Origin of the sequence: Actinoplanes sichuanensis (assembly GCF_033097365.1) — a bacterium.
Classification (GTDB): Bacteria; Actinomycetota; Actinomycetes; order Mycobacteriales; family Micromonosporaceae; genus Actinoplanes; species Actinoplanes sichuanensis.
This window is the reverse complement of sequence record NZ_AP028461.1, coordinates 11,863,676-11,883,865: the sequence shown is the minus strand read 5'-3', so window position 1 is coordinate 11,883,865 and position 20,190 is coordinate 11,863,676. Positions and strand designations below refer to the sequence as shown.

Annotated in this window: 16 protein-coding genes and 2 pseudogenes; 12 read left to right on the top strand and 6 right to left on the bottom strand. The window is 71.5% G+C overall.

The window, feature by feature from the left end; genetic code table 11:
• Window positions 1–15: 15 nt before the first annotated feature.
• Entirely contained in the window at window positions 16–393 is a 378-nt protein-coding gene (locus Q0Z83_RS54420; protein ID WP_317791414.1) for a cellulose binding domain-containing protein, read from the bottom strand.
• A gap of 83 nt (window positions 394–476) precedes the next feature.
• Here Q0Z83_RS54420 and Q0Z83_RS54415 point away from each other — a divergent pair.
• The 4 genes and pseudogenes from Q0Z83_RS54415 to Q0Z83_RS54400 form a co-directional block, all read left to right on the top strand.
• Window positions 477–704 (top strand): annotated as a pseudogene (locus Q0Z83_RS54415) (AfsR/SARP family transcriptional regulator); the annotation flags it as partial.
• Window positions 626–1,138: pseudogene (locus Q0Z83_RS54410) on the top strand (BTAD domain-containing putative transcriptional regulator); the annotation flags it as partial. The pseudogenes Q0Z83_RS54415 and Q0Z83_RS54410, both read left to right, overlap by 79 nt.
• 15 nt (window positions 1,139–1,153) lie before the next feature.
• On the top strand, window positions 1,154–3,397 hold the full coding sequence (locus tag Q0Z83_RS54405; RefSeq protein ID WP_317797385.1) for an ATP-binding protein: 2,244 nt from the start codon (window positions 1,154–1,156) through the stop codon (window positions 3,395–3,397).
• 60 nt (window positions 3,398–3,457) lie between these two features.
• Complete coding sequence (locus Q0Z83_RS54400; protein ID WP_378078365.1) at window positions 3,458–4,084, top strand: hypothetical protein; 627 nt, start codon at window positions 3,458–3,460, stop codon at window positions 4,082–4,084.
• Here Q0Z83_RS54400 and Q0Z83_RS54395 read toward each other — a convergent pair.
• The gene (locus Q0Z83_RS54395) at window positions 4,078–4,662 is read right to left on the bottom strand and encodes an NADAR family protein (RefSeq protein ID WP_317791412.1); all 585 of its coding nucleotides are present in this window, start codon (window positions 4,660–4,662) and stop codon (window positions 4,078–4,080) included. The genes Q0Z83_RS54400 and Q0Z83_RS54395 overlap by 7 nt on opposite strands.
• Window positions 4,663–4,750: 88 nt before the next feature.
• On the opposite strand from Q0Z83_RS54395, the gene Q0Z83_RS54390 reads away from it, so the two are divergent.
• On the top strand, window positions 4,751–5,200 hold the full coding sequence (locus Q0Z83_RS54390; protein WP_317791411.1) for a hypothetical protein: 450 nt from the start codon (window positions 4,751–4,753) through the stop codon (window positions 5,198–5,200).
• Window positions 5,197–5,553, top strand: coding sequence for a DUF5615 family PIN-like protein (locus tag Q0Z83_RS54385; RefSeq protein WP_317791410.1), 357 nt, complete (start codon window positions 5,197–5,199; stop codon window positions 5,551–5,553). The genes Q0Z83_RS54390 and Q0Z83_RS54385 overlap by 4 nt, the downstream gene beginning before the upstream one ends.
• Before the next feature lie 13 nt (window positions 5,554–5,566).
• On the opposite strand, the gene Q0Z83_RS54380 is transcribed toward Q0Z83_RS54385, so the two are convergent.
• On the bottom strand, window positions 5,567–6,607 hold the full coding sequence (locus Q0Z83_RS54380; RefSeq protein ID WP_317791409.1) for a glycoside hydrolase family 26 protein: 1,041 nt from the start codon (window positions 6,605–6,607) through the stop codon (window positions 5,567–5,569).
• Between the two features lie 230 nt (window positions 6,608–6,837).
• Between Q0Z83_RS54380 and Q0Z83_RS54375 the strand changes: the two genes are divergently transcribed.
• Complete coding sequence (locus Q0Z83_RS54375; RefSeq protein ID WP_317791408.1) at window positions 6,838–7,164, top strand: hypothetical protein; 327 nt, start codon at window positions 6,838–6,840, stop codon at window positions 7,162–7,164.
• 50 nt (window positions 7,165–7,214) lie between these two features.
• Here the strand turns inward: Q0Z83_RS54375 and Q0Z83_RS54370 are convergent, their stop codons facing one another.
• A complete protein-coding gene (locus Q0Z83_RS54370) occupies window positions 7,215–9,041 on the bottom strand; it encodes an AMP-dependent synthetase/ligase (RefSeq protein ID WP_317791407.1) in 1,827 nt (608 codons plus the stop codon).
• Between the two features lie 111 nt (window positions 9,042–9,152).
• Window positions 9,153–10,358 (bottom strand): TetR/AcrR family transcriptional regulator, encoded by a 1,206-nt coding sequence (locus tag Q0Z83_RS54365; protein ID WP_317791406.1) that lies wholly within the window; start codon window positions 10,356–10,358, stop codon window positions 9,153–9,155.
• A gap of 114 nt (window positions 10,359–10,472) precedes the next feature.
• On the opposite strand from Q0Z83_RS54365, the gene Q0Z83_RS54360 reads away from it, so the two are divergent.
• From Q0Z83_RS54360 to Q0Z83_RS54350, 3 genes are all read left to right on the top strand, one after another.
• Window positions 10,473–11,687, top strand: coding sequence for an acetyl-CoA C-acetyltransferase (locus tag Q0Z83_RS54360; RefSeq protein WP_317791405.1), 1,215 nt, complete (start codon window positions 10,473–10,475; stop codon window positions 11,685–11,687).
• 14 nt (window positions 11,688–11,701) lie between these two features.
• On the top strand, window positions 11,702–13,846 hold the full coding sequence (locus Q0Z83_RS54355) for a 3-hydroxyacyl-CoA dehydrogenase NAD-binding domain-containing protein (RefSeq protein ID WP_317791404.1): 2,145 nt from the start codon (window positions 11,702–11,704) through the stop codon (window positions 13,844–13,846).
• A gap of 154 nt (window positions 13,847–14,000) precedes the next feature.
• Window positions 14,001–14,687, top strand: coding sequence for an aminoglycoside phosphotransferase/kinase family protein (locus Q0Z83_RS54350; protein WP_317791403.1), 687 nt, complete (start codon window positions 14,001–14,003; stop codon window positions 14,685–14,687).
• Between the two features lie 3 nt (window positions 14,688–14,690).
• On the opposite strand, the gene Q0Z83_RS54345 is transcribed toward Q0Z83_RS54350, so the two are convergent.
• Window positions 14,691–16,412 carry an ABC transporter ATP-binding protein gene (locus Q0Z83_RS54345; protein ID WP_317791402.1) on the bottom strand — a complete coding sequence of 574 codons (1,722 nt, stop codon included), beginning with the start codon at window positions 16,410–16,412 and terminating at the stop codon, window positions 14,691–14,693.
• A gap of 125 nt (window positions 16,413–16,537) precedes the next feature.
• Here Q0Z83_RS54345 and Q0Z83_RS54340 point away from each other — a divergent pair, with 125 nt between their 5' ends.
• The gene (locus Q0Z83_RS54340) at window positions 16,538–17,869 is read left to right on the top strand and encodes an AMP-binding protein (protein WP_317791401.1); all 1,332 of its coding nucleotides are present in this window, start codon (window positions 16,538–16,540) and stop codon (window positions 17,867–17,869) included.
• A 37-nt stretch (window positions 17,870–17,906) separates the two neighbouring features.
• Window positions 17,907–20,162: a putative bifunctional diguanylate cyclase/phosphodiesterase gene (locus Q0Z83_RS54335; protein ID WP_317791400.1), complete on the top strand. Its 2,256-nt coding sequence runs from the start codon at window positions 17,907–17,909 to the stop codon at window positions 20,160–20,162.
• The last annotated feature ends 28 nt before the right edge of the window (window positions 20,163–20,190 follow it).

Here is a 20,190-nt window from a genome sequence, read left to right as displayed (position 1 = left end):
CAGCCCGGGGCGGCTTCAGGTGCACGGGAGGCCGTTGACGCTGAAGTCGCTCGCCAGGCCGCCCGCGCCGGTCGCCTGATAGGAGACGGCGACCGTGCCGCCCGGCTCGACGACCGCGTTCACCACGATGTCGTGGGCCACCACCGAACCTGACGGGCTCTCCAGCGAAGCCCCCTTGACCATCAGGATCTTCTGGCTCGCCGGGAGCGTGAACCGCAACGTCCACCCCTTGAGCGTCTCCGTCCCGGTGTTCTTGATGGACAGTGCCGCCTGGTGCACGGACACGTCCAGCTGTCGCCACGCATAGCCCACCGCACACCCGTCCACGGTCACGGCGACCGGGGCCGGCAGCACCACGACGACACCCAGCAACGATCGGAAGATTCGCGACATTCTCTTTCCCCCTGCGTCAGTGCTCTCCATCCTCGACACCAGACACTGACGTTCGTCACTGGATTACGACTGGATGGGGACTGGTGCTGCGGATACAGGTTCTCGGCCTCACCCGGGCCTGGGTCGACGGCGAACCCGCCGATCTCGGGCCGGCCGGGCAGCGGGCCGTCCTCGGGCTGCTGATCCTCGCCGGCGGGCAACCGGTCAGCCGGGCCGCGCTCGTGCACTCGCTGTGGGACGACGAACCGCCGGACAGCGCCGTCAACGTCCTGCAGACCCGGGTCAAGCACCTGCGGCGGGCCCTCGAACCGGACCGGCCCGCGCGACAGGTCAGCGCGGTGATCCCGCTGGCCGGGGACGGATACCGGTTCGCCGGGGCGCCCGGCGGTGTCGACCTCGCCGAGTTCCGGCGGCTGGTCCGGCAGGCCGGGCAGGACCACGACGACCGGCGGCTCGACGCGGCGCTGCGGGTCTGGCCGCACGGCGAGCCGTTCGCCGACGTGCCGGCGCTCGGCCGGCACCCGGCGGTGGTCGCGCTCGGCGAGGAGCGGCGGTCGGTACTGACCCGGTATGCGGCGGTGATGCTCGCCGACGGCACACCGGGCGGGCCGTCCGGCTGCTCACCGAGGCGGCCGCCGCGCGGCCACTCGACGAGGCCGGGCAGGCGCGGCTCATCGACGCCCTGCGTGCGGCGGGCCGACGGGCCGAGGCGTTCGAGACATATCACGCGGTACGGGCACGACTGGCCGAGGAACTCGGCGTGGATCCGGGGCCGGAGTTGACGGCGGCGCACGAGAAGCTCCTCGCCGAGGATCGGGGCGGCCTGCCGTTGTCCGCTCCGGCCGGGCCGGGAGTGGCCGTATCCCCTCCCCCGCCGAAGGCGCGAACGGCGCCGCCACCGGCCGAACTGCCGGGAGAGACCGCGGGTTTCACCGGCCGGGTGGCCGAGATGTCTGATCTGGCCGGCATCATCGATGCCGGCCAGCGGATCGTGGTGATCTCCGGGACCGCCGGGGTCGGCAAGACCAGCCTCGCGGTGCGCTGGGGACATCGGGCGCGGGACCGTTTCCCGGACGGGCAACTCTACGCTGACCTGCGCGGATACCATCCGGAGCAGCCCGTCGCGGCGGGTGACGCGCTGGCCGGCCTGCTGCGTTCGCTCGGCCTGCCCGCCGACCAGATCCCACCCGGCCTGGACGAACGTTCGGCCCGGCTGCGCAGCCTGCTGGCCGGCCGCCGGATGCTGCTGCTGCTCGACAACGCCGCCACCGTCGAGCAGGTCCGCCCGCTGCTGCCCGGCGCCGGTTCCTGCGTCGTGCTCGTGACCAGCCGGGACTCGCTCGCCGGGCTGGTCGCCGGGCAGGGCGCCGACCGCCTCGAACTGGACCTGCTGCCGCTCACCGACGCCGTCGCCCTGGTCGGGCGGCTGCTGCGGTCCCGCACCGGCGACGAGTCCGCGGTCACCGCGCTCGCCGTGCAGTGCGCCCGCCTCCCGCTCGCCCTGCGGATCGCCGCCGAACTGGCCCTGATGCGGGGCGTCCCGCTCGCCGACCTGGTCGGTGAACTGTCCGACCGGCACCGGCGGCTCGACCTGCTGGCCACCGGCGGCGACCCGCAGACCGACGTCGGGGTGGTGCTCTCCTGGTCGTACGGCCACCTGCCGCCACCGGCCGCCCGGCTCTTCCGGCTGCTCGGCGTGCATCCCGGCCCGGACATCGACACGCACGCCCTGACCGCGCTCTGCGGCGACAGCCGTCCCGCCGTCGACGTCCTCACCCGCGCGCATCTGATCCGGCGCACCGACAACGACCGGTTCGTGTTGCACGACCTGCTCCGGGCCTACGCCGCCCGGCTCGCCGCCACCGACGACGAGGCCGGACCGGCCCTGGACCGGCTGCTGCACTACTACCGCCTCGCCGCACAGACCGCCGCCGAGACCATGTACCCGGCCGAACGCCGCCGCCTCGTCGACAGCACCGGCCCGGACGACGCCGTCCCGGACCTACCCGGCCCCCGGCTGGACACCGCCGCCCGCAGCCTGGCCTGGCTGGACGCCGAACGCGCCAACCTGGTCGCCACCGCCGTGCACGCCGAACGCCACGGCCGCCCCGAACACACCACCGCCCTCACCCTGGTGCTGCTGCGCTACGTGGAGGCCGGCGGGCACCACGACGAGGCGGCCACCCTGCACACGCACGCGCTGCGGGCCGCCGCCCGGCTCGGCGACCCCCGGCAGGAGGCGCACCTGGAGACCAACTTCGCGGTGATCCTCGCTCAGCAGGGCCGCTACCCGGAGGCCGAGCTGCGGCTGCGCCGGGCGGCCGCGACCACCACCGACCCGGCGGCCCGGGCCCGCGCTCTCGGCAACCTGGGTCACCTGCACGAACGGCAGGGCCGGTACGCCGAGGCGGCCGCCCTGCTGGGTGAGGCGATCGACCTGTGCCGGACCGCCGGCGACGCCACCGGGGAGGCCCGTGCCCTCGGCAACCTGGGCCAGGTGCTGCTCCGGCAGGGCCACCCGGACGAGGCCGCCGACCGGCTCGGCGCGGCGGTGGTCATCAACCGGCGCATCGGTGACGCCGTCGGGGAGGCGTACGCGCTGATCAGCCTGGCTCACCTCGCCCTGCGGCGCGGGGAGCACGAACGGGCCGCCGCCCTGTCCGGGACCGCGCTGACCCTGTGCCGCGGCAACAACGAACCCGGCGGCGAGGGTTACGCGTTGAACGCCCTCGGCCTGGCCCGGCTCCGCGCCGGTGACCACGACACCGCGATCGACCTGCTGCGGCAGGCGCTCGTCACGTTCAGCCGGCTCGGCGAACGGGCCGGTGAGGCGGACGCCGGCAACAGCCTCGGCGAGGCGCTGACCGCCGCCGGACGGTTCGGACCGGCCCGCGCCCACCACCGGTCGGCGCTCACCCTGGCCACCGAGATCGGCGACCACCACCAGCGGGAACGCGCACTACGCGGACTGTCCAGTGTCGTCCCGCCGGAGTCCAGTCGCTGACCAGAGCCGATTCCTACGGTCCCTCCCAGCACGACAACCGACGTCCAGGAGGGACGAGACATCATGCGACTTCTTCGTACGCTGGCGGCGCTCGCGGCGACCGGCGCACTGGTCTTCACCGGGGCGGCCCCGGCGGCGGCCGCCTCCGACCTGCCCAACTTCCAGATCGGCATCCAGCTCATCGACAACGGCTACGAGATCGGGCAGATGCAGATGACCCCGTTCGCCACGTTCGGCGGCGGCTGCTCCGATTGGGCCGGCGACCCGAACGCCTTCGACCCCGACGGCGCCCGGGTGCTGCTGATGCCCGCCCCGCGCGGGAGACTCGGCGACCGGGACATCCGGCTCGGCATCCAGGTGCAGGACCGCAACGGTTCGGAGACCGGCCCGGTCCAGTGGACGGCCTGGGCCAGCCAGGGCGGCAGCATGAGCCCCGACGCGTTCGACACCAACTACTTCGACCCGGACCGGGTGCGGGTCTGCCTGGAGACGCGGACCATGCCGGCCGCGATCGACCTGTACGACCTGCGCGTCTCCATCAAGACTGTCGACCTCGGCGGCCGCGACCAGAACGGCTACCGCCAGTACACGCCGTGGCTCTACGACGGCGGTGGTTTCAGCCCGTGGGCGTACGACTCGAACGCCTTCGATCCGGACGGCTTCTCGAACGGCCTGGAGGTCTACTGACCGGCTGAGCGGCGGGGGCCGGTCACGGTCCCCGCCAGCTCCGCCCGGACCCGCATCAGGGCGAAACCCAGAAGATTCAAACCCCTCCAGCGGTACGGGTCACCCGCGCGCGGATCGTCGGCGGTCAGCCCGATGCCCCAGATCCGGTCGAGCGGACTCGCCTCGACGAGCACCCGCCGTCCCGTGGTCAGCAGATACTCCCGCAGCGCCGGATCCTGCCCGAACTTCGCGAGGTTCCCGGCGACCACGATCGGTGTGCGGTGTGCGTCCCAGACCGCCTGATCGAACCCGGACACCAGCCCACCGAACCGTTTCGCCTGATGCGGATGCGACGCGGTCAGGATGCGCCCGGCCATCACGTCATCGCCGAAGAGCACCGCCTTGCGCCACATCATGTAGTGCTCGGCCGTGGCGAACGTGTGCCCGTCCACCTCGAACCGGCCCGGCCACCACTGGCTCAGGCACCCGGCACCGATCCGGCCGTCCCGCTCACGATCGTGCTTCCAGAAGTAGAGAAACTTGACCTTCGCCCCGGCCGCCCAGGCAGAGGAGAGGCCCGCGACATCATCGAAAGGCATCCCGCGAGTCTGCCGCCCCACCCCACCTCGGCGCCCGCTATTTTCGCGGAAGATCGACCCGGCGACTACAGATGACTACAATGTAGCCATGACCGCTCCACGTTCGGTTCGTTTCGACGAGACGGTGCTAGCCCGCCTCGACCGATATGTTCGAGAGCACCCGGGTACGTCATCGTCCTCGGTCGCCAACATGTTCATCGACGAAGCCCTGAAGGCGCACGAACACCCTGGGATCAACTTCCGGCCCGGCCCCACCGGACGCCGGGCGGCGTTGGCCGGCGGGCCGGACGTTTGGGAGGTCATCGCCGCGCTGAAGGACATCCGCTACGAGGATCCGCAGATCAGCGACGCCGAACTCGTCGGGGAGCTGAGCACGGTCACCGGCCTCTCGGTCGCCCAGGTCCACGTCGCCCTGCGGTATTACGCGGCCTATCCGGACGAGACAGATGAACGGATCGCCCTCAACCGAGACGTGGCGGACCGGGAGGAAGAGCTCTGGAAGGCCCAGCAGGATCTTCTGCGGAGGCCGCGGTCTTGAGCAGCGTTCTTCTCGACGAGATGTATCCGCCGGACCTGGCGCGACAACTCCGGGACGCCGGGCATGACGTGGTCGCGGTGCTGGACATCGAGGTCGGTCTGGCCTCGAAGACGGATGAGGACGTGCTGGCCTGGGCGGCTCGCAACAACAGGTCTGTGGTGACCGAGAACGTCGCCGATTTCCTGCGCCTGGCGCACCAGGGCTTCAGCCACGCCGGGCTGATCCTCGTCACCAGCCGGCGGTACCCCCGGACCCGGTCCGGGCTGCACCGGCTCGGCAAAGCCCTGGAAGATTTCCTATCCGCCGGGAACTCACCGGGCCGGGACGGGATCGTCTGGCTGCCAGACGTGTAGCCGTACCGGATGGTCAGGCGTTGAAGTGGGGGTCCCGGGCCATGGCGCGGTAGGCGGCGAGGGCCGACGGGTCGGTGTCGAACCGGAAGTCGTGGTCGGTGCCCTCCTGGATGTCGGTGTCGAACCAGACGACCGCCCGCACCGCCGGGGTGTCGGCGACCCAGGTGTGCAGGCGCTTGATGTAACGGGCCTTGTCCTGCACCGCGGCGGTCTCGCTCAGGATGATCGGCTTGCGTCCGCCGTAGCGGCGGGTGACCGGGCCGAACAGTGTGGACGGTGACTCACCGTAGAAGTTGTAGCCGGAGATGCCCACCCAGTCGACGTGGTCGTCACCCGGGTAGTAGCGCTGGACCTGGTTCCACGGCTCGGCCGGGGACGAGTTCCAGTTGGGGCTCCAGATCCAGGACACGTTCGTGGCGCCCTGGTCGGCGAAGATCTCCCGCAGACGGCGCCACACCCGCACGTAGTCGGCCGGATTCCGGCCGTTGGCGGCGCCGGACCAGTCGAACCAGTCGCCGTTCATCTCCCAGCCCCAGCGCAGCAGGATCGGGCGGTTCATCGCCTTGAGCTTGCGGGCCACCGAGCGGATCGTCGCGTCCGAGCCGCCGTCGAGGATCCCGCCCCACGGGGCGCCGTGCCACGACACCATCAGCAGGCTGCTGCGGGCGACGTCGGGTTCGCCGGTCGGCACGTAGCCGTCCCACGGGTAGAAGCGGTGCACGATCCGCTGTTCCCGGTCGAGTTGGCTCCGGCGCAGGGCGAGGCTCTGCCGCAGGGTCCGCCCGCCGAGCGCGAGGTAGGAACCGAGCATGACGCCCGGCTTCCCGGTAGCGGACGGTGACGGGAAGGGCGATGCGGACGGCGGTGCTGCGGACGGCGGTGCCGCGGTCGTCGTGAGCGCCGACCCGAGCCGCTCGGTCACGGCCGGCGACGGTGTGGAGACCGGTGTCCCGGAGGGTGTCGGGGAGGTGCCGCAGCCCGCCATGCCGGTGAGGGCCAGCAGGGACAGCAGCTGACGGCGTTTCAAGGCGGCACCCACTTCCGACGCGTTCATGACCGCACGGATATTGCCGTAAGCGCGCCTCAACGAGGTCATCCGAACGGCCGGTGAGCTGCTAAAACATGACTCAGCACACCATGCCTGGTCGGCTGAACGGCGGATTCTGCGGGGCCGAATGGGCCACCGGCGCGGGTTCTCCCGCCACGCCACCGGGCCGCGCGTAGGTTCGGAATCGCCGGGGACGCCAAACCGGCGGCCCCGGAGACAACGGGGAGGAAAGAACAATGAACCTTCGCAAGAGCTGCGCTCTCGCTGCCGGAACGCTCTTCCTGGCCGGTACCGCGGTCACCGCGGTGACCGCTCCGGCCGTCGCATCACCGGCGCCCACCACGCAGATCGTGACGCCGAGTGACCCGTGGCCGAGCCCGGCCTTCCGCAAGGGCTACCGGGACGGCCGCCGCGACGGCTGGCGTGAGGCCAGGGACGAGTGTGATAACTCGGCCAAGGCCATGATGAAGCTGCACAGTTACGGCGAGTCCGAGTACATGCGCGGCTACGACAAGGGCTGGGAGCGCGGCTACGCCGACGGTTTCGACGAGTTCTGCTACTGATGCCGACCGGCCGGCCGGAACCCTTCGCGGGGTTCCGGCCGGTGCCGTTCTCAGCCGTAGAGCGCCCCGATCTCCTCGGCGTAACGGTCCTGGATGATCCGGCGCCGCAGCTTCAGCGTCGGGGTCAGCTCACCTGACTCGGGACTCCAGCCGCGGGTCAGCACCCGGTACGTCTTGACCTGCTCGGGGCGGGACAGTTTCGCGTTCGCGGCGGCCACCGCGGCGTCGATCTCGGCCCGCAGCACCGGGTCGTCGGCCAACTCGGCGACGGTGGTGGCGGGCAGCCCCTTGGAGCGGGCCCACAGCGGCGCGATCTCCTCGTCGAGGACGATCAGGGCGGTGACGTACGGCCGCCGGTCACCGACCGCCACGGCCTGGGCGATCAGCGGGTGCGCCCGCAGCAGGTTCTCGATCTGGGCGGGCGAGATGTTCTTCCCGCTCGAGTTGATGATGAGTTCCTTCTTGCGGTCGGTGATGGTCAGGAACCCGGCGTCGTCGAGCACCCCGACGTCACCGGTGGCCAGCCAGCCGTCGGCGTCGGTGATCGGCTCGATCCCGCCGTCGGCGCGCAGGTAACCGGCGCTGACCAGCGGCCCGCGGACCAGGATCTCGCCGTCGTCGGCCAGCCTGATCTCCATGCCGCCGTTGGGTCGCCCGACCGAGCCGGTCCGGAAACTCTCCGGCGTGTTGATCGTGGCCGTGCCGGTGGTCTCGGTCATGCCCCACACCTCGAGCACGTCGATCCCGATGCTCGCCAGGTAGAGCAGGACCTCGACCGGGATCGGCGCGGCCCCGCTGCCGGCCCACAGCATGTTGTCCATGCCGAGTTTGGCGCGCAGCGGCTTGAGGACCTGCGCGTCCAGGGCGGCGTGCCGGGCGGCCAGCTCGTCCGGGATCGGCTGCCCGGCCTCGCGCAGCCGATACACCTCGGTGGCCACCGCGCGGGCGGTCTCGACGGCGGCCTGCACCGGCGGGTCGGCCGCGGCGAGCTGACCCTGCACGCCCGCGACCATCTTCTCCCAGATCCGGGGTACGCCGAAGAACGACACCGGCCGGACCCGGACCAGGCCGGCGAGCAGCTGGGTCGGGTCGGGGCAGATGGTCACATGACCGGCCCGGTAGATCGGGTTGTAGACGCCGAGGACCCGTTCGGCGATGTGCGCGAGCGGGAGGTAGGCCAGGGAGGCGGCGTGGTCCGGGGTGTCGATCGTGTTCTCCATGACGACGCACTGGTAGAGCACGTTGTGGTGGGTGAGCACGACGCCCTTCGGGTCGCCTGTGGTGCCGGAGGTGTACAGCAGTGTCACGGGCTGCTCCGGCCGTACCTCCCGCCAGGTCTTCTCGAAAGCCTCGGGGTCGGCCTGGTGCGCGGCGGCGCCGCGGATGCTGACGTGCCGCAGCGAGATGATCCGGCCGTCCGGGTCGTCGGCGGCCCGGTCGATCACCACCACCCGGCGGATCTCCGGGAGGTCGTCGAGGATCGGCCGCCAGCGGTCCAGCGCCGCGTCGTCCTCCAGCACGACGATCCCGGCCTGGGAGTGGCGGGCCAGGTAGCGCAGCTGGTCGGTGGAGAGGGTGGCGTAGACGGTGGACGGGATCGCCCCGAGCGACGCCGCGGCCAGGTCGATCAGCCAGTGTTCGGGCCGACTGGACATCATGATCAGTAGGCGGTCACCGGCGCCGAGGCCGAGGTCGGCCAGCCCTCGGGACAGCACGGCGACCTCGTCGCGAACCTGTTTCCAGGTCAGCGTGTCGGAGGAGCCGAGCAGGCTGAGCGCGGGCAGATCCGGGTACTCGGTGGCGTTGCGGTGCAGCAGGGCGGGAATCGTCAGGTCGCGGGCTATGTCGGCGCACCGCTGCCGGCTGTCGGAATCCATGAGCTGCCTCCTGGGAAAGCCGAAGACGGACGGCTATGGCGCGACTGTAAACGCGCACTAACTTCCTGGGAAGAGACCATGCGAATCCGGCTTAACTTTTTCAGGGATTCATCAGGCTTTCAGCACGGTCAGAGTCAGCCGGGTGAGGTGCTTGTCCATCCCCGAACGGCGGTCGAAGCGGACCAGCCGGCTCAGATCGGTGACCAGGTTGAGGCCGGCGTGCACCAGCACCCGGGCCTCCGGCGCAGCCAGCCCGGGACGCAGCCGGCCGAGCAACCGCACCCACTCCTCGACGTGCAGGCGCTGCATCTTGCGCAGTTCATGCCGGTCCGCCTGGGGCAGATTGTTGTTCTCCGCGAGGTAGACCGAGACCAGGGCGCTGCGCTCGAAGGTCAGCTCCACGTAGGACTCGGCCATCCGGCGCAGCGCGTCCTCGTCACCGGCGGCCCCGGCCAGGGCGGCCGCGGTGGACTCGGTGACCCGCTCGGAGGCCCGATAGAAGGCGGCGGCCAGGATGTCTGCCTTGCCGGGAAAGTAACGATAGACGCTTGACGCGTTGATCCCCGCGGCTCGACCGATGTCCTCCACGCCGACCGCGTGGTACCCGTGGCGGTGGAACAGCTTGATCGACTCGGCCAGCAGGATCTCCCGTCGCGCGGTCACCCCCACCGTCGGTTCCGGCGCCGGGTACTCGGGCATCGGCGACACCGGGGTGGCCGGCTCGTCGCGCAGCACCGCCCACGCCACCCGGCGCAGCACCGCCTCGGCCCGACCGCGGGCGATCGCCGCCCGGTGCGTGCCCAGGCTGCCGAAGACGCTGAGCGCGGCCCGGACCAGCGCGAACGTGTCTCGCCCGGAGAGCTCCGGCCGTACCTCGCGCAGCGGGCCGGCCAGTCGGGCGGCCAGCGTGCTCAGCTCGGCCAGGAACTCCTCCCGGTGCTCCGGCTCCAGATAGCGCCACTCCCACTGGTAGAGCCCGGCCACCCGGCGGTGGTCGACGGCGAGCCGGGCCAGCACCGCGAGCAGATGGTCCAGCCGCCGCTCCGGATCGCCGCCGTCGGGCAGGTCGGTGGCGGCCAGCACGGTCTCGACGAGCTGGCGGGTGGCGTGCACGAGCATCGCGTACTTGTTGGAGAAGTGCCGGTAGATGGCCGGGCCGCTGATGCCGACCGCGGTGGCGATCTCGTCGAGGCTCACACCGTGATAACCGCGGTCGCAGAACATCTCGGCCGCGGCCAGGGCCAGCTGCGACTTACGGTTCTTGGGGCGTTTGCGGACCTCTGCTGGTGCCGGTTCGCCGGCCGCGGCGACGCTCATGCAGCACAGCCTAACGGTGATCTGTGGTTCGCCCGACCTTTGGCTTCGTATCCTTGACACCTAGCGGAAACATCGGCAAAAGTTAGTCGCAATTCGCATGCAGGGGAGCTGTCGATGACGACCGAGGCCTATCTGTACGACGCCGTGCGCACACCGCGCGGCCGGGGAAAGAAGAACGGAGCCCTGCACGGAGTCAAACCCATCTCGCTGGTGGTCGGGCTGATCGACGAGCTCCGCCGCCGCTTCCCGTCGGTGGACCCGGCCGACATCGAGGACGTCGTGCTCGGCGTGGTGTCCCCGCTCGGCGACCAGGGCTCGGACATCGCCAAGACCGCGGCGCTCGCGGCCGGGCTGCCCTACGAGACGTCCGGTGTCCAGCTCAACCGCTTCTGCGGCTCGGGACTGGAGGCGGTCAACATCGCCGCACAGAAGGTGCGCTCCGGCTGGGAGGACCTGGTCCTCGCCGGTGGCGTCGAGTCGATGTCGCGGGTGCCGATGGGCTCCGACGGCGGCGCCTGGGCGATGGACCCGGAGACCGCCCTCGACACCGACTTCATCCCGCAGGGCATCAGCGCCGACCTGATCGCCACGATGGACGGCTTCAGCCGCGAGGACGTCGACGCGTATGCCGTCGGTTCCCAGCAGAAAGCCGCCCGCGCCTGGCAGAACGGCTGGTTCGACCGCTCGGTGGTACCGGTCCGTGACCGCAACGGCCTGCTCATCCTCGACCGCGACGAGCACATCCGCGCAGACAGCACGGTGGCGAGCCTGGGCCGACTGCCGGCCTCCTTCGCGGTGATCGGCGACCAGGGCGGTTTCGACGCCGTGGCACTGCAGAAATACCACTGGGTCGAGAAGATCAACCACGTGCACAGCCCGGGCAACTCGTCCGGCATCGTGGACGGCGCCGCCCTCGTCATGATCGGCTCCGAGCGGGCCGGGCAGCGCGCCGGCCTCACCCCGCGCGCCCGGATCGTCTCGGCCGCCCTGAGCGGCGCCGACCCGACGATCATGCTGACCGGCCCGGCCCCGGCCGCCCGCAAGGCGCTCGACAAGGCCGGCCTCACCGTCGACGAGCTCGACCTGGTGGAGATCAACGAGGCGTTCGCGGCGGTCGTGCTGCACTTCATCGACGACCTCAAACTCGACCCGGAGAAGGTCAACGTCAACGGTGGCGCGATCGCGATGGGCCACCCGCTGGGCGCCACCGGCGCCATGATCCTCGGCACCCTCGTCGACGAGCTCGAGCGGCGCGGCGGCCGGTACGGCCTGGCCACGCTCTGCATCGGCGGCGGCATGGGCATCGCCACCATCGTCGAACGGCTCTGAGGGGACCACTTTCCATGACCGAGACCATCCGCTACGACCGCGGTGACGACGGCATCGTCGTGCTCACCCTCGACGACCCGAGCCGCGGCGCCAACACCATGAACGACGCGTATGTGGCGAGCATGGAGGCGACCGTCTCCCGGCTGGAGGCCGAGCGCGACCAGATCACCGGCGTGATCATCACGTCGGCGAAGAACTCCTGGTTCGCCGGCGGCGACCTGGACCAGCTCGGCTCGGTCCCGGCCGACCGCGGGCAGGACGTGTTCGACCTGTCCACCCGGGTCAAGGGCCAGCTGCGCCGGCTGGAGACGCTGGGTAAGCCGGTCGTCGCCGCGATCAACGGGTCGGCCCTCGGCGGCGGCCTGGAGCTGGCGCTGGCCACCCACCGGCGGATCGCGCTGAACAACCCGAAGACCGAGATCGGCCTGCCCGAGGTCACCCTGGGCCTGCTGCCGGCCGGGGGCGGCGTGGTCCGTACCGTCCGGTTGCTCGGCCTGGCCACCGCACTGATGGAGGTGCTGCTCAAGGGCACCCGGCACCGCGTCGCCAAGGCACTGCAGCTGGGCCTGATCCACGAGATCGTGGACACCCCGGAGCAGCTGATCACCGCGGCCCGCGAGTGGATCGCGGCCAACCCGGAGGCGGCCCAACCCTGGGACACCAAGGGCTACAAGATCCCCGGCGGTACGCCGTCCACGCCCGCGCTGGCCGCGATGCTCCCGGCCTTCCCGGCCAACCTGCGCAAGCAGCTCAAGGGGGCGAACTACCCGGCGCCGCGCAACATCCTGGCCGCCGCCGTCGAGGGCGCCCAGGTCGACGTCGACACCGCGTTCGTCATCGAGACGCGCTACTTCGTCGAGCTGGTCACCGGGCCGGTCGCCAAGAACATGATCAAGGCGTTCTTCTTCGATCTGAACGAGGTGAGCCAGCGCGACATCGGCGAGGTCCCGCCGATCACCAAGGTCGCCGTGCTCGGCGCCGGCATGATGGGTGCCGCGATCGCGTACGTCTCGGCCCGCTCCGGCCTGCCGGTGGTGCTGCGCGACGTCTCCCTCGACGGCGCGCTGCGCGGCAAGGGCTACTCGGAGAAGCTGGTCGCCAAGGACGTCGCCCGCGGCCGGATCACCGAGGAGAAGGGTCGGGCCCTGCTCGACCTGATCACCGCCACCGACCAGATCGCCGACCTGGCCGGTGCCGACCTGGTGATCGAGGCGGTCTTCGAGGACCCGGCGCTCAAGCACAAGGTGTTCGCCGAGATCGAGGGTGTCGTCGCGCCCGACGCGCTGCTCTGCTCCAACACCTCGACACTGCCGATCACCCTGCTCGCCGAGGGGGTCAGCCGCGAGGCCGACTTCATCGGCCTGCACTTCTTCTCCCCGGTCGACAAGATGCCCCTGGTCGAAGTGATCAAGGGCGAGAAGACGAGCGATCTGACGGTACGCCGTGCGCTCGACGTGGTTCGTAAGCTGCGCAAGACGCCGATCGTGGTGAACGACAGCCGCGGCTTCTTCACCAGCCGGGTCATCGGAACCTTCACCAACGAGGGCATCGCACTCCTCGCCGAGGGTGTCGCGCCGGCCAGCATCGAGCAGGCCGGCAGCCAGGCCGGCTACCCGGCACCGGTGCTGCAGCTGATGGACGAGCTGACCCTCACCCTGCCCCGCAAGATCCGCAACGAGTACCGGGCCGCGGCGGCCGCCGCCGGTCAGGAGTACGAGGTGCACCCGGCCGACGTGGTCATCGACCGGATGATCGACGAGTTCGGGCGGCCCGGCCGCTCCGGCGGGGCCGGCTTCTACGAGTACACCGATGGCAAGCGCACCGGGCTGTGGCCGGGACTGTCCGCCTTCGCCAAGCCGGACGTCGCGATCCCGTTCGAGGACCTCAAGGAGCGGCTGCTCTTCATCGAGGCGATCGAGACGGTCAAGTGCCTGGACGAGGGGGTGCTGCTGTCGGTCGCCGAGGCCAACATCGGCTCGATCTTCGGCATCGGCTACCCGGGCTGGACCGGTGGCGTCCTGCAGTACATCAACCAGTACGAGGGCGGTCTGCCCGGTTTCGTGGCCCGCGCCCGGGAACTGGCCGACCGCTACGGCGCCCGGTTCACCCCGCCGCCGCTGCTGGTCGCCAAGGCCGACGCCGGGGAGATCTTCGCCTGACCGGTCCGGTTCGGTGATCCGTGTCTCGTGGCCCCTTCATCGGGTCGCGAGACACGGACCTGCATGATTTCCTTCATCCGGCAGCTTCCGGTCGGACAACAGGCCGATGCATGATCGATGATCTCCGGACTACCGTCCATCCCGGAGGTTGATCATGAACATCGACGCGGAGTTACCCGGCGTCCCGGTCGAGGAACCCTGGGCCCCCGCGGTACGGGCGCTACTGCACCATCTCGAAGACTCGGGATTCGACGGCGCCCCGCCCGTCGACGGCACCCCGACAGGTGCCGCCCTGCCCTGGCCGGAGTGGACCCGGGAGGACGACACCCTCTGGCAGGTCGCCCAGTGGCTGCGCGAGTACCACGAAGCGGTCGCCGATTTCGTGCCGCCGGCCGACGCGGTCTGGCGCAAGGGCGGGGCCTGGGAGCCCGGCCTGATCATCGGGCACAACGACGCCGCGCCGTACAACGCGACCCGCGCCGGCCGTCGCCTCACCGGCTTCGTCGGCTGGGACTTCGCCGGGCCGGTCAGCCGCGATGCCGACCTCGCGTTCACCGCCTTCGCCTGGGTGCCGCTCACCGCCCGCAGCGACGCCACCGCCGACGGCTGGACCGACTTCGCCGACCGTCCCCGCCGCCTGCGGATGCTGCTCGACGCCTACGGATGGCGCGGTACCGCCACCGACATGATCCGCGAGGTCCGCGACCGGATCAGCGCCGCCATCCACGACATCCGCCGTCTCGCCACCGACGGCGACCACGACTGCCGCGAACTCATCCACTCCGGCCTGGACCTACGCCTGGCCACCGCGGTCAAGGAACTGGCCACCTTCCCCGGCTGACCCTCACGCGTACCGCTGCCGGGGTGGTGCCGTCAGGCGTCGGTAGTAAGGGCTGGAGAGCTGGAGCTCGGCGTGGGTGCCGGCGTTCGCGATGACACCACCGTCGATGACCAGGATGCGGGCCGCGGAGCGGATCGTCGAGAAACGGTGCGCGATGACCATCAGGGCGCACACCGACGCGACCTCGTGCAGGGTGGCGGTGAGGGCGTGTTCGCTGTCCGGGTCGAGGTGGGCGGTCGGTTCGTCGAGCAGGATCAGGTCGGGCCGGGCGAGCAGGCAGCGGGCGATGGCGACGCGTTGACGCTGGCCGCCGGAGAGGCGGCGGCCGTGGTCGCCGACCGGGGTGTCGAGGCCGTCCGGCAGGTCGGCGGCGACCCCGGTGAGACCGGTCATGGCGAGGACGCGGCGCAACTCCCGGTCGGTGACCCGGCCGGCACCGTAGAGCAGGTTGTCGCGGAGTGTTCCGGCGAGCAGGGGACTGTCCTGTTCGACAAGACCGACCGAGGCACGATGCCTGGCGTACGGGGTGAACCGCGCATCCCGCCCATGCAGCAGCACCGATCCGCGATCCGGTTCGTAGAAACGTTCGGCCAACGCGAAGATCGTCGACTTGCCGGCGCCGGAGGGGCCGACCAGCGCGACCTGCCCGCGGGCCGGAATGGTGAACCCGATCCCGCGCAGCACCGGCCGCCCCGGCCGGTACCCGAACCAGACGTCCCGGAACTCCAGCACCGGCCGGTCACCCCCGCCGACCCGGGCCACCGCGACCGGACGGTCCCGTTCGACCGGAAGCGCCAGCACCTCGTTGATCCGGTGCAACGCCCCGGCCCCCTGCTGGACCGCGCTGACCGCCTGGAAGATCTCGAAGACCGGCGCGGCCAGGTAGGTCATCGCGAGTGTGAACGCGACCAGGTCACCGAGGGTCATCGCGCCCGACGACACCCGGGTCGCGCCGAACAGCAGCACCGCCAGGAACGCGCCGCTGACCGCCAGGTCGTTGGCCGGGCCGCTCAGCGCCACCATGCCGGCCATCCGCAGGTTCGCCCGGTAGGCCCGCCCGGCCGAGGTGTCCAGCCGTTCCGCCTCCAGGGGCTCGGCCCGGCAGGCGCGGACCAGACGGATCCCGCCGAGCGCGCGTTCCAGATCGGCGAGCAGGGCGCCTTCGGCGTTCTGGGCGGTACGCGACGCGATCCGCACTCGCCGCACCACCGCGAGCAGCGCCCCGAACGAACCACCGAACAGCACGATCACGGTGGCCAGCAGCCACGGGTCGAGCCAGGCGAGCAGCGCGACCGCGACCGCCAGCCCGATCAGCCCGGCCAGGCCGGTGCCGAGGCTCTGTGCGATCAGCGTCTTCACCACCGTGGTGTCCCCGCAGGCACGGGCGATCAGGTCGCCGATCCGGCCGTCGTCGAACGCGGCGATCCGGACCCGCAGCAGGTGGCCGGTCAGGGTGCGACGCAGATCGCGGGTCATCGTCTCGCCGGTGTGCGCCTGTACGTACCGGGCCAGGGCCAGCGCCGACGCCTGGGCGGCGAACAGGGCGGTCAGCGCACCCAGCACCGGCCAGCGCAGACGCCCGGCGGCGGCGCCGTCCACGGCCTCCCGGGCCAGCAGCGGCTGGGTCAGCGCGAGCAGGGTGCCGAGCAGGCTGAGGGCGGCGGCCCCGGCGATCGGGCCGCGGTAGCCGTGGGCCAGCCGGCCCAGGTCCCGCCATCCGGCCATGCCCCACCCCCTCTCGCACCAGGAGATCTGAACGTTAGGCAGGGGTTTTCGGCGGCGACAACGACGGCGGCCGGGATGCCAGCGCGGCAAGAGGGTGGACGGTCGCTCTTTCGTAGGATCCGATCATGCGCCTGATCGAATCCCCTGATCTGCCGGACGCGGTGGTCACACCGTCCGGTTCGCTGTCGCGTCATCAGCTGCTGGAGCAGGCCTCCCGAGTCGCCGACCGGATCAAGGGCGCGCCGATCGTGGCCGTCGATGCCACGCCCGAGCTGTCCACCATCGTCGCGGTGACCGGGGCGCTGCTGGCCGGAGTTCCGATCGTGCCGATCCCGCCCGACGCGGGGGATCTGGAACGGGCCCACATCCTGCGCGATTCGGGCGCAACACTCCTCTTCTCCCAGGGCGAGATCTCGGATACATCCGGTTCGGCGCGTGAATTGCGTGCCGCTCTCGTGCTCTACACCAGCGGGACCACCGGCGCCCCCAAAGGCGTGGTCCTCTCCCCCGAGGCCATCGCCGCCGACCTAGACGCCCTGGCCGAGGCCTGGCAGTGGACCCCGGAGGACACCCTCGTCCACGGCCTCCCGCTCTACCACGTGCACGGCCTGGTCCTCGGCGTCCTCGGCCCGCTGCGACTCGGCTGCCGCCTGATCCACACCGGGAGACCGACCCCGCAGGCGTACGCCGCCAACCCCGGCACCATGTACTTCGGCGTACCGACGGTCTGGTCGCGGATCACCGCCGACCCGTCCGCCGCCCGCGCCCTGGCCCCGGCCCGTCTGCTGGTCTCCGGCAGCGCCCCGCTCCCGGTGCCGGTCTTCGACGACCTGGCCACCCTGACCGGCCAGGCCCCGGTGGAGCGCTACGGCATGACCGAGACCCTGATCACGGTGAGCGCCCGAGCCGGCGGCGAACGCCGGGCGGGCCACGTCGGCCGACCCCTGCCGGGCATCACCACCCGGCTGGTCGACGAGGCGGGTACACCGCTGCCGGCCGACGGCGAGACCATCGGCCACCTCGAGGTGCGCGGCCCGACCCTGCTCGACGGCTATCTACGGCCGGACGGGGTACGCCCACCCGACCTCACCGACGGCTGGTTCCGGACCGGCGACGTGGCCACGATCGGCCCGGACGCCCTGCACCGGATCGTCGGCCGCGCCTCCACCGACCTGATCAAGACCGGCGGTTACCGGGTCGGCGCCGGTGAGGTGGAGGACACCCTGCTGCTGCACCCGGCGGTCCGGGAGGCCGCCGTGATCGGGGTGCCGCACCCGGACCTGGGCGAGCGGATCACCGCCTTCGTGGTGGCCGAACCGGTCACACCGGCCGAACTGATCGAATTCGTGGCCGCACGGCTGGCCGTGCACAAGCGCCCCCGGACCGTGCACCTGGTCGACAGCCTGCCCCGCAACGCGATGGGGAAGGTGCAAAAAAGATTGTTAACCGAAGATTGACTCAAGCTTCGGCCGTCCAGTGCCGATCTCTGTGCCCGTGACGAGACCATCCCTTCGCCCGGCCGCCGCCGTGCTCGCCCTCTCGGCGGTCTGGCTGCTGGTCGCCGTCGCGCTCGGCACCGCCGGGCTGCTGCGGCCGGTACCGCCGTGGCTGCTCTGGCCGGCCGCCATCGGCGCGACCGCGACCGCGACGGTGGCCTGCCGGATCGCCGCGTCCACCGGGCACGCCGTGGTGCGCGCCTTCTGGCGGCGGCTCACCAAGACCTGGGTCTTCCTCACCGCCGGCGGCCTCGTGCAGCTCGTCAGCCGGCTGTTCCTCGACCACTCCGAGGCGCTGAACCCGGTGGCCGCGGTCTGCTTCGCGGTGGCGGCCGCATTCGCCATGGCGGCCGTGGTCCGGCTGCCGCACGCACGCCGTACCTGGCGGTCGTCGCTCGCGATCGGCCTGGACATGGCCATCGTCACGACCGCGGCGGCGATCATCTTCAGCCACTTCCTCTGGCACACCGCGAACCCGGCCACCGGTGGCACGGCCACCGCGACGTTCCTGCTGATCGTGATGATCACCGGGTCGGCCGCGGTGGCCGCCGTGATCAAGGCGGGGATCACCGGCGCCGGTCCGGCGCTGGCGCCCGCGTTGTGGACCCTCGCGCCGATCGGGCTGATCTCCCCCGCCTCCTGGATGCTGGCCCCGCCCCTGGCGCCGTGGCCGCACCTGGACCCGTCGGTGGCGTCGCTGCCGGTGTCCAGCCTGATCGTCGCGATCGCCGCGTGGGTGCAGAGCCGGGTGAACGCAGCCGGCCGGCCGGCGGTGGCCCAGTCCACCCCCACCCGCCGGGGCGGGCCGTGGCGCAACATCAGTCTGGTGCCGTACCTCGCGGTCGCCGCGGTCGCCACCCTGCTGGTCGTGGTGACACTGCGGATGGGCTATCTGACGCCCGGCCTGGCCGGCGGCTCGGTGGTGCTCACCGTGCTGGTGGTGACCCGCCAGCTGATCGCCCTGCTGGACAACGCCGTGCTGCTGGACCGGCTGGAGGACCAGGCACACCACGACGACCTGACCGGGCTGCCGAACCGGCGGCTGTTCACCGCCACGCTGGCCCGCCGGACCGAGCAGACCACCGTCGCGGTCTGTGACCTGGACGGGTTCGCGGCGCTCAACGACCGGCTCGGCGACGAGACGGGCGACGCGCTGCTGCGGGCCGCCGCCGAGCGGGTCACCGCGGTCACCGGCGCGGGCGCGGTGGTGGCCCGGCTGCTCGGTGACGAGTTCGGCGTGCTGATGCCGGGTGGCGAGACGGTGCTCGCCGAGACACTGGTGGACGCGTTCCGTACCCCGCTGCGGGTCGACTCCCGCGACCTGCTGGTGACGGTGACCGCCGGGGTCGCGACCGGCGTGGGCGACGAGGTTCCGGATCTGCTGCGCCGCGCCGAGGTGGCGTTGCAGGCGGCCAAGTACACCGGCGCGGACCGGGCCCGTGAGCACAGCAGCGCCCTGGACGCCACCGCCCAGCATCACGCCGAGCTGGCCGCCGCCCTGCGCCGCGGTCTGGAGCTGAACGAGTTCCGCCTGCTCTACCAGCCCATCGTGGAACTGCCGAGCGGGACCGTCACCGGGGTCGAGGCACTGATCCGCTGGCACCCGGCCGACCAGCCGGTGATCTCGCCGGCCGAGTTCATCCCGGTCGCCGAGCACAGCGGCCTGATCATCGACCTGGGCGCGTGGATCCTCGACCAGGCGTGCGCCGACGCGGCCGCCTGGCAGCGCGAACACGGTGCCGGCGGCCCGCGGGTGAACATCAACGTGTCGGCGCGGCAGCTGCTCGACCCGGATCTGCCCGGCCTGGTGGCCAACGCGCTGCACCGGCACGGGCTGGCCCCGGACCGGATCACCATCGAGATCACCGAGACCGCGGTGTTCGCCGGTGGCGCGGCCCTCGAGACGGTACGGGAGCTGCGCGAACTGGGTGTCGGCCTGGCCCTGGACGACTTCGGTACCGGGCACAGCTCGCTGACCCTGCTGCGTACCTGCCCGGTCACCACGCTCAAGGTGGACAAGTCGTTCATCGACGACCTGAACGGCACCGCCGAGCAGGAGGCCATCGCGTCGTCACTGAGCACCATCGCCACCACACTCGGTCTGCGGGCGGTCGCCGAGGGTGTGGAGACCCGCGATCAGGCTGACCGTCTGCACGCGCTCGGTTACCGATACGCACAGGGCTTCTACTTCGCCCGTCCGGTACCGGCCGCCGACATCACCGCACTGCTCACCGCGCCGGCGCTGACCCCGTGACTCTCAACATCATCGACACATCGACCGG

Excerpts from the sequence above, each read along its gene's own strand:
- Q0Z83_RS54350 (WP_317791403.1), top strand. The coding sequence starts at position 14,001 with ATGAACATCGACGCGGAGTTACCCGGCGTCCCGGTCGAGGAACCCTGG.
- Q0Z83_RS54365 (WP_317791406.1), bottom strand. The coding sequence starts at position 10,358 with ATGAGCGTCGCCGCGGCCGGCGAACCGGCACCAGCAGAGGTCCGCAAA.
- Q0Z83_RS54340 (WP_317791401.1), top strand. The coding sequence starts at position 16,538 with ATGCGCCTGATCGAATCCCCTGATCTGCCGGACGCGGTGGTCACACCG.
- Q0Z83_RS54345 (WP_317791402.1), bottom strand. The coding sequence starts at position 16,412 with ATGGCCGGATGGCGGGACCTGGGCCGGCTGGCCCACGGCTACCGCGGC.
- Q0Z83_RS54380 (WP_317791409.1), bottom strand. The coding sequence starts at position 6,607 with ATGAACGCGTCGGAAGTGGGTGCCGCCTTGAAACGCCGTCAGCTGCTG.
- Q0Z83_RS54370 (WP_317791407.1), bottom strand. The coding sequence starts at position 9,041 with ATGGATTCCGACAGCCGGCAGCGGTGCGCCGACATAGCCCGCGACCTG.
- Q0Z83_RS54395 (WP_317791412.1), bottom strand. The coding sequence starts at position 4,662 with ATGCCTTTCGATGATGTCGCGGGCCTCTCCTCTGCCTGGGCGGCCGGG.
- Q0Z83_RS54375 (WP_317791408.1), top strand. The coding sequence starts at position 6,838 with ATGAACCTTCGCAAGAGCTGCGCTCTCGCTGCCGGAACGCTCTTCCTG.
- Q0Z83_RS54390 (WP_317791411.1), top strand. The coding sequence starts at position 4,751 with ATGACCGCTCCACGTTCGGTTCGTTTCGACGAGACGGTGCTAGCCCGC.
- Q0Z83_RS54360 (WP_317791405.1), top strand. The coding sequence starts at position 10,473 with ATGACGACCGAGGCCTATCTGTACGACGCCGTGCGCACACCGCGCGGC.
- Q0Z83_RS54355 (WP_317791404.1), top strand. The coding sequence starts at position 11,702 with ATGACCGAGACCATCCGCTACGACCGCGGTGACGACGGCATCGTCGTG.
- Q0Z83_RS54420 (WP_317791414.1), bottom strand. The coding sequence starts at position 393 with ATGTCGCGAATCTTCCGATCGTTGCTGGGTGTCGTCGTGGTGCTGCCG.